The sequence below is a fragment of the Peteryoungia aggregata LMG 23059 genome, assembly GCF_030814435.1.
Taxonomy (GTDB): Bacteria; Pseudomonadota; Alphaproteobacteria; order Rhizobiales; family Rhizobiaceae; genus Allorhizobium; species Allorhizobium aggregatum.
The window spans coordinates 195,434-210,901 of record NZ_JAUSUW010000006.1 but is presented as its reverse complement, the minus strand read 5'-3'; the positions used below and the strand labels follow the sequence as shown (position 1 = coordinate 210,901).

The following is a 15,468-nucleotide window of genomic DNA, read 5'->3' as shown; positions in this document are numbered from 1 at the left end:
CATAGACTTTTTTTGTTCGTCAAATCAGGGGGCTTGACAGTATTTCCAACGACTGTGCTTGGCGACTGCTTGCGCGGTCGGACACTCCTGAGACATTCAAAATTGAGATCAGAGCCATTGCCATGCCGCTCATGACGCGTGCTGATATCGTTGCACATCCATTGTATCCGGCCATCGAAAAGCAGATCGCCCGGCATCTTATTGGCATTCACATGCGAACGCCACGCATGTCGCGCCTCAAGGCGTCGCATCGCAAGTGGCTGATGACGCAATCGGTTTTTGCCCTGGCCCTTCGTCGTACGCAGGATGATCCGCTTTCGGGTCTGACAGCCACGCGTTTCGTCGAGACGGTCATGCGCCTGGGAGCGGCGAGCCGCAACACGGCCACCGGCTATCTGGCTGAACTCGTAGCCTACAAGTTCCTGCGCGACGTTCCGGATGTGCCGGACAAGCGCGTGCGCGTGCTGGAGCCGACGGAGCTGAGCCTGAATGGCCTACGCAGCTGGTTCAATGGCCATCTGGCCTGCCTCGACCGGCTTGATGGCGGCAACCGCGAAATGACGTCACTCGCCGAGGACAGGATCTTCCTTATCGCACAACCCGTTGGCGCCGACATCATGGTGGGCGATCCGATGTGGCGAGACCCTCCGGATTCAATCGGCCACTTCCTCTGGTCGGATCTCGGCGGCATCATCCTGCATGACCTGTTCTCACGCCTCGACATTGTCGATCGTGCGGCGCCGACTTCATCCTGCGGCCCTGTTACCCTCGTCGAGCTTAGCGAAACCTACCAGGTATCGACAACCAATCTGAAGCGCATGTTCAAGAAGGCCGAAACCGACGGCCTGCTCAGTTGGGAACAGCAGCGTCGGCGCGGCGACCTCCTGCTGACGAGCCGCTTCATTGAGGACTATTTCACCTGGCAGTCCGCAAAGTTTGCCGCGATCGACCTCTCCTATCAGCGAGCGCTGGACGAACTGGGCATCCAGACCGAGAACTCAGCCGCCGCGTAATACCCGTCAGCCCCTCCCCGCCGGATACTGCGGCAGTCCGTCGTTGATCTCGTAGAAGTCGCCTTTGTCGGCACAGAAGATGTGGTAGCCGATCGCAAGTCCGCTCGGCTGGTCGAACGCGCCCGCCATGATGGACATGTAGTCCGCGCCGTCGGCCTGCCAGAAGAGGGCCGAACCGCATGTTCGACAAAATCCGCGCCGGGCTTCTGTGCTTGCGCGATACCAGCCGACATCTCCCATGCCTTCGATCTCAAGTCGATCGAGCAAGACATTTGTCGCGGCGTAGTAGAGCCCTGTCTGGCGACGGCATTGCGAACAATGACAGGCAATGACTTCGCGAAGCTCGCCACGTGTCCTGAAACGCACCGCGCCACAAAGGCAGCGCCCTGTCTTGTCGTCCATCACTTGACCTCCGAAACGAGAACCGGGCGAGCTTCGTTGAAGCCCGCCCGGTGGTCAACCTCGCAAAGTTGAACCTATGGTTCAGCCATTTGCAACCAGCATGCGCTTCTCGTCGCGACCGCTCTTCATCCGCTCTGCCAGCAGGAACGCAAGCTCCAGTGCCTGATCGGCGTTGAGACGCGGATCGCAATGGGTATGGTAACGGTCGGCGAGATCGTTGCCGGTCACCGCGCGCGCGCCGCCGGTGCATTCGGTCACGTCCTTGCCGGTCATCTCGATATGGATGCCGCCCGGATGCGAGCCTTCCGCACGGTGGATCTGGAAGAAGCTTTCGACTTCCGACAGGATCCGCTCGAAGGGACGGGTCTTGTAGTTGTTGAGCGTGATCGTGTTGCCATGCATCGGATCGCAGGACCATACGACCTTGCGGCCTTCGCGCTCGACGGCGCGCACGAGACGCGGCAGGTGCTCGGCAACCTTGTCGTGACCGAAGCGGCAGATCAGCGTCAGGCGACCGGCTTCGTTCTGCGGGTTCAGGATGTCGATGAGGTTCAAGAGATCGTCAGCCTGCAGCGACGGACCGCACTTGAGACCGATCGGGTTCTTGATGCCACGGCAGTATTCGAGATGCGCATGGTCGGCCTGGCGCGTACGGTCGCCGATCCAGATCATGTGGCCGGACGTCGCGTACCAGTCGCCCGAGGTGGAATCGACGCGGGTCAACGCTTCTTCGTAGCCGAGAAGCAGGGCTTCATGGCTGGTGAAGAAATCGGTCTCGCGCAGGCTCGGATTGTTTTCCGAGGTGATGCCCACGGCCTTCATGAAGTCCATGGTTTCGGAAATGCGGTCAGCAAGCTTCCGGTAGCGCTCGGCCTGCGGGCTATCCTTGACGAAGCCAAGCATCCACTGATGCACGTTCTCAAGATTGGCATAGCCACCCATCGCGAAGGCACGCAGCAGGTTGAGCGTCGCAGCCGACTGGCGATAGGCCATCAGCTGACGCTCGGGGCTCGGGATGCGGGCCTCTTCGGTGAACTCGATGCCGTTGATGATGTCGCCGCGATAGCTCGGCAGCTCGACGCCACCGATTGTCTCCATGTCGGAAGAGCGCGGCTTGGCGAACTGCCCTGCAATGCGGCCGACCTTGACCACCGGCAGCTGCGCACCGAAGGTCAGAACGACCGCCATCTGCAGGAAGGCGCGGAAGAAGTCGCGGATATTGTCCGCGCCATGCTCGGCGAAGCTTTCGGCGCAGTCGCCGCCCTGCAGCAGGAAGGCATTGCCTTCCGCGACCTGGGCCAGCGACTTCTTCAGGCGACGGGCCTCGCCCGCAAAGACCAGCGGCGGATAGGTCGAAAGCTGCTGCTCGGCAGCCTTCAATGCGTCGAGGTCCGGATACGCCGGAACCTGCTTGATCGGCTTCTGTCTCCAGCTGCTCGGGGTCCAATTCTGCGCCATGGTCGTCACCTGTCTGATACTAGCTGCGGCAACCTCCCGGCCGCATCGGATGGGGGCTTATAAACGGTTAATCGATCCTTGGAAAGCCGAAGTTTGGGGACTTTCGCAGGCCGCTGGCGCACCTCTGCGGATAGCGCCGAACAAGCCTCGGCGACCACAGCGGACACCTTCCTGGAACCCGGCGCTTGATATGACATGAACGTAAACGTAAGCTCTCGTCGCATCCGGGACGGGAGGTTCGGCATGACACGGCACGAGACGGAGAAATCCGAGATCGTCTTTGAGACGGCGGACAATTTCCCCCTGCATGGCACGCTGATCCGCGGCGCCGGCGACGGTCCACTCGCGCTGATCTCATCAGCTGCGGCCGTCCCGCGCGGTTTCTATGCACGCTTCGCAGAGCACCTCGTCGCCGATCACGGGTTTCGTGCCACCCTCACCTATGACTATCGCGGAGTGGCCGGGTCCCAGGCGCCCCCGGACTGGCGCAAACCGCTCCTGATGCGCGACTGGGCGCATTTCGACATGCCGGCAGCACTGCACCAGCTGGAATCCGTAGCGCCCGGCCACCAGACCGTTGGCATCGGGCAATCCTTCGGCGGACAGGTCCTGGCTCTGGGCGGGCGCTCGCAGCGGTTTGCGCGTTATCTGATGGTGGCCACGATGACGGGCTACTGGGGCAATACTCGTCCGCGTCTGCGCGTATTCAGTCAGATGAACCTGGTCGGCGTTCCACTCGCGACGCTGCTCGGGAAAGTGCCCGGTCGCATCGGTCTCGGCCAGACATTGCCGGGCACGGTGTTCCGGGAATGGGCGAAGTGGGGCCGGCATCCCGAATACTTCTTCGCCGATCCGACAATGGATGCCGTCCGCCGTTTTGCCGAAGTCGAGACGCCGATCCTGGCCATCGGACTGACAGACGACCCATGGGGTACACCGAAGGCACAGCATGCGCTGTTGAAATACTACTACAGGGCCCCCACCGAGATACGCTGGATCTCTCCCGAGGAGGCTGGCGGCACCGTCGGGCATCTCGGCTTCTTCCGGTCGACATTCAAGGACACGTTGTGGAAACCGGCCGTCGATTGGCTGATGCAGAGGTGAGCTTTCGCACTGCAGCAGGGTTTCCCACATGATTCACAAGCCCAACACGGGCTTTCCATAAGGGAGGCCTTGCAAAGAAAATTCGAAATGTCAGCATGACCAGCCTGCGAACACCGCTGTTGCAGAAGGGACTTGCGCATGTCTGGCCAAAAGCAAGCTTCACGCAAGCCCCGGCCACTATCCGCGTTGATGGGGGCGTAGTGTGGTGTTCGGGAAGTTTCGGCTTCCTGCGTTGATCATGAGGATCGTGTGATGGCGTATGATTGGACTGGTGTACAAACCCGAAGAAGCCGCAGGACCCGACTTGTCCTGCTTTCCCTCCTCGCCCTTGCTGCTCTGTCGGCACCTGTCCTCGGGCTCGATCTGCTCTCCAAATTCTGATCAGCCAAGCCTCGCCAGACATCCGGCGAGGCCTTGCCTATCATGAGGATCGATCAGATCCGCTCGCCGTTGCGAACCCGGTAGCTCGGCGCATACATCGTAACCAGTTCCTCGGCAGCCGTCGGATGAACCGCCATGGTGCGATCGAAATCGTCCTTGGTGCAGCCGGCCTTGAGGGTGATGCCGAGAAGTTGGGCCATCTCGCCGGCATCGTGCCCCAGGATATGCGCGCCGACCACCTTGCGATCGGCAGCATTGACGATCAGCTTCATGATCATCTTCTCGGCCCGCCCCGACAGCGTTGCCTTCATCGGACGGAACTGGGCACGATAGACTTCGATCTCTTCGAATTTCTTGGCAGCGGCCTCCTCCGAGAGGCCGACAGTGCCGATTTCGGGTTGTGAGAAGACGGCTGTGGCGATCAGGTCGTGATCGGGCGAGGTCGGATTGTTCCTGTACTGCGTCTCGATGAAGCACATCGCCTCATGGATCGCGACGGGTGTGAGCTGGACACGATCCGTCACATCGCCGAGTGCGAAGATGCTCGGGACATTGGTCCGGGAATAGGCATCGACAACGATGGCGCCGCGATCATTGGTCTCGACGCCGGCCGCTTCCAGACCGAGGCCCGCAGTGTTTGGATCACGCCCGAGCGCCAGCATGACCTGCTCGACCACCAGTCGCCCATTGTTGATCGTATCCACGTCGAGATTGCCTGCCGCCGACTTCGTGACCTTCTGGATGTGATCGTGGCAGAGGATCCGTATGCCCTTGGCCTCCATAGCCTCATGCAGGCCGCGCCGCATGTCATGGTCGAAACGGCTGAGGATCTCCGCACCGCGATAGATCAGGGTGGTATCGACACCGAGCCCATGGAAGATATTGGCGAACTCGACCGCGATGTAACCGCCGCCGGCGATCAGGATGGAACGCGGCAGTTGCTCCAGATGAAAGGCTTCATTGGAGGAGATGCAGAGTTCGTGGCCCGGCAGGGAGGCATGCGGGTTGGCGGCACCACCAACGGCAACGACGATCCGCTCGGCCGTGACCTGCTTGCCGCTCTTGACCAGGCGCACGCTGTGCGGACCCGTCAATTCGGCGCGGGTTTCGAGGATCTCAACACCCGCATTATCCAGACCCTTGCGATAGAGCCCTTCGAGACGCGCGATCTCCCTGTCCTTGGCGGCAATCAGTGAGGGCCAGTCGAACCGCGTCTCGCCCACCGTCCAGCCATAGCCGGTCGCATCCTCGAAATGCTCATGGAACTGGGAGGCATAGACAAAGAGCTTCTTTGGCACGCAACCGCGGATCACACAGGTTCCACCGAAGCGGTATTCCTCGGCGATGGCCACCTTCTTGCCGAGAGAGGCGGCAACACGGGCACTGCGAACTCCACCGGAGCCGCCACCAATGACAAAGAGGTCATAGTCGAACTGGCTCATGGGGGGTCTCCTCGCCTGCTAGGCTCTCGCTTGAACTGCGCCTGATATAGGAAGCGCCGTTGGAAAAAGAAAAGCCCGGGACCATGCCCGGGCTCACAAATCAAGATCAATCGATCAGGGCTTCGGCGCTTCTGCCGCTGCAGGCTGCTGGGCCTGCACCTCGGCCAGCAGCGCGGCATTGGCCTGCTGCTCAAGGTCGCGGGCGATGCCGGCGGTCCAGATGTCGGCAGCCTTCAGCAGCTCGCGGGTCGCGATCGGGCCATCCTTGAGGAGCTTCTTGCCGGTCTCGCTACCGTAGAAGGCCGAGATCTGCTTGAGTTCCTCGGCCGTGAACGCCTTAGCGTAAACCAGTGCGGCCTCACGCTCGAGATCGGCGCGACGAGCCGCCAGTTTTAGGGCTTCCTCCTCGACCTTCACCGAAATCTGGTCCTGCAGGTTCGGATAGGCCTGGATGAGCTGCGAGGTCAGTCGGTCCATGATGTTCGGCAGGATCGCATCGAAACGGTTGGTAACACCGAGCGCGCTGATCGCATCGCGTGCCGCCTGCATGTGCTCAGCCGGCACCTCCTGTGCCTTCGCGGAAACCGCACCCAGCATCACGCTGCCGGCGATGACGGCGATCGAGGCGAAGCGGCCCATACCTTTAAAGCTGATCATGAAATTCTATGCTCCTGTTAGTTCTTCGGCTCCATCACCCGCGCACCAGCCGGTCCGGCGATGATCGCGAGCGACGCCAAGTTAATGAAAAGGCCGTGTTCCACCACGCCGGGGATTTGATTGAGCCGGCTTGCGAGTGCGTCTGCATCAGGAATGCGGCCAAAAGATGCGTCCAGGATCAGGTGTCCGCCATCCGTCATGAAGAGGCTCTCGTCGGAACGGGTTCGCAAGGTCATCGAACCGCTGAGGCCGAGCTCAGAGGCGAGGCGCTCGATCGACAGCCGCGTCGACACCTGGCCGAACGGATTGATCTCGATCGGCAGCGGGAAGGCGCCGAGCGTATCGACGACCTTCGTTGCATCGGCAATCACGATCATCCGCTTCGAGGCTGCCGCGACGATCTTCTCGCGCAGCAGAGCACCGCCGCCGCCCTTGACCAGCCGAAGCCGCGCGTCGATCTCGTCCGCCCCGTCGATGGTAAGGTCGAGTTCGGGCAATTCATCGAGAGACTTCAGCGGGACACCGAGTTCGAGGCAAAGCCGCGCGGTGCGCTCCGATGTCGGAACACCCTGAACCTGCAGGCCACCCGCCACCTTTTCCGCCAGCAAGCGGACGAATTCCTCGGCTGTCGAGCCGGTTCCGATCCCGAGACGCATGCCGTCCTCAACATGCGCCAGCGCTGCAGCGGCAGCCTTGATCTTCATTTCGCGGGCGTCCATGCGCCGAAAGCTCCAGTCCGTTTCGTTGGATGCTGTTTACACGCCTCCTTGGCCGAGTGAAAGCCCTGCATCGCCATGCAAGATTGCCTTTTCAGAGGATTTCCCATAACCCGGCGACACCTCTGACGCCGCCATGGAGAACCGTCTTGACAGCCACGACCATCGTCTTCGACCTCGACGGAACCCTGATCGACACAGCGCCCGATCTCGTCGAGAGCTTGAATCACACCATCGCGGCGCGTGACCTGGCCCCGGTGGGGTACGAGGATCTGACCCATCTCGTCGGCCAAGGTGCGCGCGTGATGATCCAGCGGGCCTTTGCCCTGCGCGGAGCACCGATCACAGAAGACGAGATCCCTGCCCTGCTCGACCGCTTTATCGATCACTACGAAGCCAGCATGCCCGGCAAGAGCCGCCCCTATCCGGGTCTGATCGAGGCGCTCGACCGCATGCGCACGGCAGGCTTCAGGCTGGCCGTCTGCACAAACAAGATGGAACGTCTGGCACGCCCGCTGCTCGAACGTCTGGAGCTCACCGCCTATTTCGAGGCAATCTCAGGCGGCGACACGTTCGCCTTCCGCAAACCGGACCCGGAGCATATCCTCGCCACGGTCGAGCGGGCCGGCGGCAAGGCCGACAAGGTCCTGATGATTGGCGACAGCATCAATGACATCCTCGCCGCCCGCAACGGCAACATTCCGTCGATTGCGGTGCCCTTCGGCTATTCTGACGTCCCGGTCGAAGAACTTGGCGCATCACACATCATCGGACACTTCGACGAACTGACCGTCGAGCTCGTCGAGCGGCTGATCGGCTGATCGGCTGATCGGCTGAAACAGGCTGCAAAAGAAATGGCGGACCAAAGGCCCGCCATCTGACATCACACTGAAATCTTTGATCGATCAAACACGCGGCGCGCGGGCATCCGTCGTTGCGGTGAAGGCCTTGGCCGTATGATCGTCACGGCCATAGACATCGTCAAAATACTCGACGACGCCATCCTTGTTCGGCCAGGCCGTAAAATAGGACACATAGACCGGGATCTTCTGTGGCACCTGCACGGCGCGGTTCTGGCCCGACGCAATCTGCTTGCCGATCTCCTCGACCGTCGTGCCCATCACCGCCGCTGCCATAACCCGCGGCTCGGCCAGGCGCACACAGCCATGGCTCAGCGCGCGCATGTCCCGCTTGAAGTAGCTCTTCGACGGCGTGTCATGCATGTAGATCGCATGCTCGTTCGGGAAGAGGATCTTCAGCTCACCCAGCGCATTGTCGCCACCCGGCGGCTGGCGTACATCGACCGCGTGGGTAACGTTCCAGTCGACCTGGCTCGAGGCCACCTTGCGACCACCATGGGAGACTTCATAACCCAGACGGTCGAGATAGGACGGATCGGCCCTCAGCTTCGGCAGCATCTCATTGACGATGATCGACTTCGGCACGCCCCAATAGGGATTGAACTCGACGGTCTCGATCTGGTCCTGGAAGAAATAGGTCTGGTTTGACTTCGACCCCACCACGACGCGCATCGAAAGCTGTTCCTTGCCTTCGTTGACATAGGTGGCCTTGAAAGCCGGCGCATTGATGAAGACGTGTCGAGACCCGAGATCAGCCGGCAGCCACCGGATCGCTTCCATGGCGACCTGCAGCTTGGCAATCTTCTCGGCATTGCTGTGCCCGGTCATCGCACGGATGGTTGCCGGACCGACGACGCCATCCGGCTTCAGCCCCTTTTCCTGCTGGAAGGCTTCGACCAGAGCGACCAACTCCGGCGTGTATTCGGGCGTACCCGTATAGCCTGCCAGCGTTGCCGAGTGTTGCGTAAGAACCGCTTCCGATGCGCCCTGCTTGAGGGCCCCGATCACCTGAGCGAGTTCGGGATTGCTCTGACCCGGCTTCAGAAGCGTCCCCGGAGCGATCGTGATCGGTGTGGTCGCAGCCTGGGCGTCTTCGGCCTTCAGCCGCGCAAGCTCGTCGCGCAGCGCCACGAATTGCGTGCTCTTCGGATCGCGGTTGCGCAGATAGGCCGCGACATCGGGGCTCATGCGCAGCATGTCGAGGACCGGGGCGATGTTCACGCCCTTGCGCTTGAAATCGTAATAGCCGGAGATCTTGTTCGGATCGATCCGACCACGCGCGGTGTCCTGGACGTAAGTTAGCACCTTCGCGGACAGTGCGACCTCGAAACTCATCAGCTCGCGCTGACGCTTTTCCGGATCGGTCGGATCTGCGGTCTCTGCCGGCATCGGAACGGCATAGTCATCCGGCGAAAGCCCGACCAAATCCGCTGCCGCAAGAGCGTTGATCATCGCCCGACCGCGTTCAGAAATCCCCTGCTCGTCGATCCAGATCAGCGGCTTGTTCGGATTTCCGTAGTAGACCTCGACAGTCTTTGCCACCTCGTCGGTCGCGCGCACGGCGACCTCGGACAGGAAGCGGCGCGCACCGAGAACTTCCGCAGCCGGTTGCGCCTCGGCGGAACCGGCGACCGGCTCGGAGACCGGAAGCTTGATCTTGATGGCGCGCTGCGCTTCAGGCTTGTAGGTGTAGTAGCGCGGGCCGGAGATCTTCGGCAGCGGCTCCGGATCGCCCATTTCAAGGCCACCCTGCGCCTGGCTCTCCAGCGAAGCCGGAGCCGCCTCCTGCTTGACCTGGCGTCCCGGGCCGCCCCGGAGAAGATCGAGAAGCGTGGTGGCGGCAGCCTCGCCCGGCAGGGTGCCGGCGGCTGTAGTCGCAGCGAGGAGCGCGGTGACTACGAAATTCCTGTTTCTCGTCATTCTCTGTTCCATTTCCCGGTCCGGGTCGTCCTTGGACTCGCGGCACGATCTGTCTTGCGCGGATCACTAGCGGATCGGCATTTCGTTGAAAAGTTGGACAATGTCCTGTGGCTCCATCTGCAAGCGTCAACTTTGTGTGACCCGACACGCGACTGCAGCCATCGCCTCGCCGCAAACTAAATGGAAACATTCGTTAAATTTTGATTGACGTTAACAATTCGTACAGACGGGCATCACCTGATCGCGTTCAAGCCGCATACAAATAGTCGTGAGACGTGCCGGAAAGGACACAGGGGCGTCGCAAGGCACCGGCCTGAACTCAGATGGAAAATACTTGACAATCACAATCCACTTATGTTCATCGGCTTGCATCATGCGCTCCGCTTCCTAGATCCATAGCAAGCCAGCGTCACCCGCCAAAGCCACCACAGGCAGGACATCCCATGACCCACCGCATCGAAACCGACACCTTTGGCCCGATTGAGGTCGCAAGCGACCGTTACTGGGGCGCCCAGGCGCAGCGCTCGCTCGGCAATTTCAAGATCGGCTGGGAAAAGCAGCCGCTGTCCATCCTGCGCGCGCTTGGCATCGTCAAACAGGCGGCAGCCCGCGCCAACATGGCGCTCGGTGGGCTCGACCCGAAGATCGGCGAGACAATCATCGCCGCTGCCCAGGAAGTCATCGACGGCAAGCTGAACGACCATTTCCCGCTGGTCGTCTGGCAGACCGGTTCCGGCACGCAGTCGAACATGAATGCCAATGAGGTCATCTCCAACCGCGCCATCGAGATGCTGGGCGGCGTGATGGGCTCCAAGAAGCCGGTTCATCCGAACGATCACGTCAACATGAGCCAGTCGTCCAACGACACCTATCCGACGGCCATGCACATCGCCTGCGCCGAGCAGATCGTCCGCCACCTGATCCCGAGCCTCAAGCATCTGCATGCGGCCCTCGATGCCAAGTCGAAGGCCTTTGCGCACATCATCAAGATCGGTCGCACGCACACGCAGGACGCAACGCCGCTGACGCTCGGCCAGGAATTCGGCGGATATGCTGCCCAGGTTGCTTCTTCGATCCGGCGCCTGGAAATCACACTACCCGGCCTTTACGAGCTGGCACAGGGCGGAACCGCCGTCGGGACCGGCCTCAATGCCCCGATCGGCTTCGCTGAAAAGGTCGCGGAAGAAATTGCCGGGATCACCGGCCTGCCCTTCGTCACGGCACCCAACAAGTTCGAGGCGCTTGCCGCCCACGATGCCATGGTCTTTGCCCATGGTGCGATCAATGCCGCCGCAGCCGCACTCTTCAAGATCGCCAACGACATCCGCTTCCTCGGCTCCGGCCCGCGCGCAGGCCTCGGCGAACTGTCCCTGCCGGAGAACGAGCCGGGTTCCTCGATCATGCCCGGCAAGGTCAATCCGACCCAATCGGAAGCACTGACCCAAGTCTGCGCCCATATCTTTGGCAACAATGCCGCGATCACCTTTGCCGGCAGCCAGGGCCATTTCGAACTCAACGTCTTCAATCCGATGATGGCCTACAATTTCCTGCAGTCGGTGCAGCTGCTCGGCGATGCCGCCGTCTCCTTCACCGATAATTGCGTCACCGGCATCGAGGCGCGCGAAGACAACATCCGCAAGGGTGTCGAGAACTCGCTGATGCTGGTGACGGCGCTGAACGGCAAACTCGGTTACGACCTCTGCGCCAAGATCGCCAAGACCGCCCACAAGAACGGCACGACCCTGCGTGAAGAAGCCGTCGGCGGTGGTTATCTCACCAATGAGGAATTCGACCAGTATGTGCGGCCCGAGCTGATGATCGGGCCGCAGTGAGGGCCAGACCGACACCCTCTGGAAACCTTGATCGGAGGCGGCTTACGACCGCCTTCAATACTCGTCTTTAGAACCATTGCAAAATTGGAACACCGCGACTAGACCGGCAACCGAGTGACCTCTCGTTCCGGCTTCAAAAGGTGCTGCAATGGCTGACGATCTGTTCCCCCTCGGCGAGGACAAGACCCCCTACCGCAAGATCACGTCCGACTACGTCTCTGTCGAAACCTTCAAGGGACAGGATATCCTGACGGTCGAGCCCGAGGGCTTGCGCCTGCTCGCCGAAACCGCGCTCTCGGATATCAACCACCTCCTGCGCCCCGGCCACCTGAAACAGCTCGCCTCGATCCTCGAAGATCCTGAGGCCACAGACAACGACCGCTTTGTCGCCTTTGACCTCCTGAAGAACGCCAATATCGCTGCCGGTGGCATCCTGCCGATGTGCCAGGACACCGGCACCGCGATTGTCATGGGCAAGAAGGGCCGCCGCGTCTGGACCGACGGTCACGACTACGAAGCGCTGGCCGAAGGCGTGCGCGATGCCTATGAGCGCCGCAACCTGCGTTACTCGCAGCTGGCACCGATCAAGATGTTCGAGGAAAAGAACACCAAGACCAACCTGCCCGCTCAGATCGACCTCTACGAGGAGGGCGAGGACGCCTACAAGTTCCTCTTTATGGCCAAGGGCGGCGGCTCGGCCAACAAGACCTTCCTCTATCAGGGCACGCCCTCGCTTCTTACCCATGACCGGATGATCGACTTCCTCAAGGAGAAGATCCTGACCCTGGGTACGGCAGCCTGTCCCCCCTACCATCTGGCGATCGTCATCGGCGGCCTCTCCGCCGAGATGACGCTGAAGACCGTCAAGCTCGCCTCCGCGCGCTATCTCGACGATCTGCCGACCGAAGGCTCCGAAAGCGGTCATGCATTCCGCGACCTCGAGATGGAAAAGGAAATTCACAAGCTGACCCAGTCGATGGGTGTCGGCGCGCAGTTCGGCGGCAAGTATTTCTGTCACGACGTGCGTGTCATCCGCCTGCCCCGCCACGGCGCATCGCTGCCGATCGGGCTTGGTGTCAGCTGTTCCGCCGACCGCCAGGCCAAGGGCAAGATCACCAGGGACGGCATCTATATCGAACAGCTGGAAACCGATCCGTCCAAGTACCTGCCCGAGATCGACGAGACCGCGCTGTCCTCTTCGATGGTGAAAATCGACCTCAACCAGCCGATGAGCGCGATCCTGGCAGAGCTGACCAAGCATCCGGTCAAGACCCGCCTGTCGCTGACAGGCACGATCATCGTCGCCCGCGACCTCGCGCATTCCAAGATCCGCGATCGGCTGGAAAAGGGCGAAGGCATGCCCGAATATATGAAGAACCATCCAGTCTATTACGCAGGCCCTGCCAAAACCCCCACGGGTTACGCTTCGGGCTCGTTCGGCCCGACGACCGCCGGCCGTATGGACAGTTACGTCGACCAGTTCCAGTCCTTCGGCGGCTCGATGGTGATGCTCGCCAAGGGCAACCGCTCGCGTGCCGTGCGCGAGGCCTGCAAGACCCATGGGGGCTTCTATCTGGGATCGATCGGCGGCCCGGCCGCCCGTCTTGCCCAGGACTGCATCAAGAAGGTCGAGGTTCTGGAATACCCCGAACTCGGCATGGAAGCGGTCTGGAAGATCGAAGTCGAGGACTTCCCGGCCTTCATCGTCACCGACGACAAGGGCAATGACTTCTTCCAGGAATTCAACCTCGGATAATTTTTCTCGTCTATGGCGAGCTTGCCGTTGCGGCATCAACCTTCCGCAACGGCAAATTGTCACTTGTTCTACAGATACTTATCGAGAAATTCAGGACGACCGCCCAGTTTATGCCAACGACTTTTCGTTGCGTGACCATTAAACTTTTTCAAATCATTTGCCGCTAATTATTCTTTAGACCCTTAACGTCTCAAGTGAAGATCACTGGAGCTGGCCGAATGACCACGGCGACACCGCCAAAGACGCAGATCCCGGACGTCGCGGCACATATCACCTATGCGATGCGCTCGATGGGGGTTGCCCCGATTCCGCGCAATTACGAGCTATTTTACGAGGCCTATATCGGTTCCAATCCCTCGCTCACCCGCGAACTGGCAGCGCTCGGCGGCCGCGCCACGCAGGACGAACTCGATGCGCTCGGCGAGCAGTATTTCGGCCACCACCAGAGCCGTGTAATCGAGAACGTCCACTCCAAGTTGATCGGCGAACTCGACGGGCTCCTGCGCCTTTTGCAGCAGGAGCAGACATCGCTGCAGAGCTACAATCGTCTTCTGGGCGAAACCTATCACCGGATCAATTCCAAGAGCACCAACAGCACTGACATCTTGCGCAGTGCGATCAGCATCCTGACCGATGCAACGGGCTCGACCATGGCGCACGGTGCCGATACGGTCGTGCAGATGTCGCAGCGCTCCCAGGAGATGGACGAAGTCCGCCGCGAGCTCGATGAATACAAGCGTATCGCCAATACGGACTCGCTGACCCGGATCGCCAATCGCCGTGCCTTCGACGAACGGCTCGCCAATGTCTATGTCAGCGGGACCAAGCCACTCGCCGGCCTCGTTCTGGCCGACATCGACAATTTCAAGAAGGTCAACGACGCCTACGGCCATCCGGTCGGCGACAAGATCCTCGCAACGGTTGCCACCGTCATCCGCAGCAATGTCCGCAAGGACTGCTTCGTGGCCAGAACCGGCGGAGAGGAGTTCGCCATCATCATTGAGGGCAACACAGCGGACGAGATATTTCAGGCGTGCGAACGCATCCGCACAGCGCTTGAGGCGACCCCCTTCAAGAATTCGAAGACGGGTGTCAATTACGGACCGATCACCATCTCGCTCGGCTACGCCATGGCCGCCGACGCCGAGGACGCCGGTGAACTCTACGCAAAGTCTGACATTGCCCTCTACTGCGCCAAGAATGCCGGCCGCAATCGCACGAAGCCCTATGAGGACGGCATGAAGAAGGACTTCAACAAGAGCTGGCTGATCTACAAGCGGTAGCCGGTTTGTCCACTCACCACATTGTCTTGGCGGCCCGTTCGGGCCATTCCCGATCATAGCTGTCGCGATCGAAATCGGCTTTGGCCGATTTCAACATATCGCCGGCGGTCGGCAGCCCTTCGGCGGCCACCTGGGTCGAAACGCTCCAGAGTTCGGCACGCATCACCGCCCGCGCGCACTGGAAATAGGCTTCCTCGATTGTCACGAGCGCCACGCTGCGCGGATGACGGCCATCCATCTCGAAGCTGCCGAGGAGATCCGGTGCGACCGAAACCACGGCACGGCCGTTGATCCGCATCACGCTGCTGGAGCCGGGAATGAGGAACATCAGCGCCACACGCGGGTCGCGCACGATGTTGAGCAGGGAATCGATCCGGTTGTTGCCGCGCCAATCCGGAAGTGCGAGCGTCTTATCATCTTCGATCCGCACAACCGAACTGCGGTCACCGCGCGGCGAGCAATCCAACCCCTCCGGGGCCACCGTCGCCAGCGCGACGAAAGGCGACCGCTCGATCATCCGCCGATAGGCCGGTGTGAGATAGCTGGTCACCTTGGCGGTCGATGCCTCGGTGACGACACCATAATAGGTCTTCAGTTCATCAACGCTGGTAATGATGGTCACGACTTGCCTCCGCTTTGCCCGC

The 15,468-nt window shown here is 61.0% G+C and carries 13 protein-coding genes; 6 read left to right on the top strand and 7 right to left on the bottom strand.

Features of this window, described 5'->3' with window-relative positions; translation table 11 throughout:
• The first annotated feature begins 122 nt into the window (after positions 1–122).
• On the top strand, positions 123–1,013 hold the full coding sequence (locus tag J2045_RS12250; RefSeq protein ID WP_307373047.1) for a hypothetical protein: 891 nt from the start codon (positions 123–125) through the stop codon (positions 1,011–1,013).
• A 6-nt stretch (positions 1,014–1,019) separates the two neighbouring features.
• On the opposite strand, the gene J2045_RS12245 is transcribed toward J2045_RS12250, so the two are convergent.
• Both J2045_RS12245 and J2045_RS12240 read right to left on the bottom strand, forming a co-directional pair.
• Complete coding sequence (locus J2045_RS12245; protein WP_307373046.1) at positions 1,020–1,415, bottom strand: GFA family protein; 396 nt, start codon at positions 1,413–1,415, stop codon at positions 1,020–1,022.
• Positions 1,416–1,496: 81 nt separating this feature from the next.
• On the bottom strand, positions 1,497–2,873 hold the full coding sequence (locus tag J2045_RS12240) for a class II 3-deoxy-7-phosphoheptulonate synthase (RefSeq protein WP_166599667.1): 1,377 nt from the start codon (positions 2,871–2,873) through the stop codon (positions 1,497–1,499).
• A 243-nt stretch (positions 2,874–3,116) separates the two neighbouring features.
• On the opposite strand from J2045_RS12240, the gene J2045_RS12235 reads away from it, so the two are divergent.
• Entirely contained in the window at positions 3,117–3,977 is an 861-nt protein-coding gene (locus J2045_RS12235; RefSeq protein ID WP_307373045.1) for an alpha/beta hydrolase family protein, read from the top strand.
• Between the two features lie 434 nt (positions 3,978–4,411).
• Here J2045_RS12235 and gor read toward each other — a convergent pair whose 3' ends face one another.
• The 3 genes from gor to rpiA form a co-directional block, all read right to left on the bottom strand.
• Positions 4,412–5,800 carry a glutathione-disulfide reductase gene (gene gor / locus J2045_RS12230; protein ID WP_307373043.1) on the bottom strand — a complete coding sequence of 463 codons (1,389 nt, stop codon included), beginning with the start codon at positions 5,798–5,800 and terminating at the stop codon, positions 4,412–4,414.
• Positions 5,801–5,914: 114 nt separating this feature from the next.
• A complete protein-coding gene (locus J2045_RS12225; protein WP_307373042.1) occupies positions 5,915–6,457 on the bottom strand; it encodes a DUF2059 domain-containing protein in 543 nt (180 codons plus the stop codon).
• A gap of 17 nt (positions 6,458–6,474) precedes the next feature.
• On the bottom strand, positions 6,475–7,176 hold the full coding sequence (rpiA, locus tag J2045_RS12220) for a ribose-5-phosphate isomerase RpiA (RefSeq protein WP_307373041.1): 702 nt from the start codon (positions 7,174–7,176) through the stop codon (positions 6,475–6,477).
• A 146-nt stretch (positions 7,177–7,322) separates the two neighbouring features.
• Between rpiA and gph the strand changes: the two genes are divergently transcribed.
• Positions 7,323–7,994, top strand: coding sequence for a phosphoglycolate phosphatase (gph, locus tag J2045_RS12215; RefSeq protein ID WP_307373040.1), 672 nt, complete (start codon positions 7,323–7,325; stop codon positions 7,992–7,994).
• Positions 7,995–8,078: 84 nt separating this feature from the next.
• Here gph and J2045_RS12210 read toward each other — a convergent pair whose 3' ends face one another.
• Positions 8,079–9,953, bottom strand: a complete 1,875-nt coding sequence (locus tag J2045_RS12210) for a L,D-transpeptidase family protein (protein ID WP_307373038.1) — start codon at positions 9,951–9,953, stop codon at positions 8,079–8,081.
• 443 nt (positions 9,954–10,396) lie between these two features.
• On the opposite strand from J2045_RS12210, the gene fumC reads away from it, so the two are divergent.
• The 3 genes from fumC (at position 10,397) to J2045_RS12195 (ending at position 14,824) form a co-directional block, all read left to right on the top strand.
• Positions 10,397–11,785: a class II fumarate hydratase gene (gene fumC, locus J2045_RS12205; RefSeq protein ID WP_307373037.1), complete on the top strand. Its 1,389-nt coding sequence runs from the start codon at positions 10,397–10,399 to the stop codon at positions 11,783–11,785.
• A gap of 148 nt (positions 11,786–11,933) precedes the next feature.
• Complete coding sequence (locus tag J2045_RS12200; protein WP_307373036.1) at positions 11,934–13,541, top strand: fumarate hydratase; 1,608 nt, start codon at positions 11,934–11,936, stop codon at positions 13,539–13,541.
• A 218-nt stretch (positions 13,542–13,759) separates the two neighbouring features.
• Positions 13,760–14,824 (top strand): GGDEF domain-containing protein, encoded by a 1,065-nt coding sequence (locus J2045_RS12195; RefSeq protein WP_307373035.1) that lies wholly within the window; start codon positions 13,760–13,762, stop codon positions 14,822–14,824.
• Between the two features lie 13 nt (positions 14,825–14,837).
• Here J2045_RS12195 and J2045_RS12190 read toward each other — a convergent pair whose 3' ends face one another.
• Positions 14,838–15,446 carry a pyridoxamine 5'-phosphate oxidase family protein gene (locus J2045_RS12190; RefSeq protein WP_307373034.1) on the bottom strand — a complete coding sequence of 203 codons (609 nt, stop codon included), beginning with the start codon at positions 15,444–15,446 and terminating at the stop codon, positions 14,838–14,840.
• Positions 15,447–15,468: the final 22 nt, after the last annotated feature.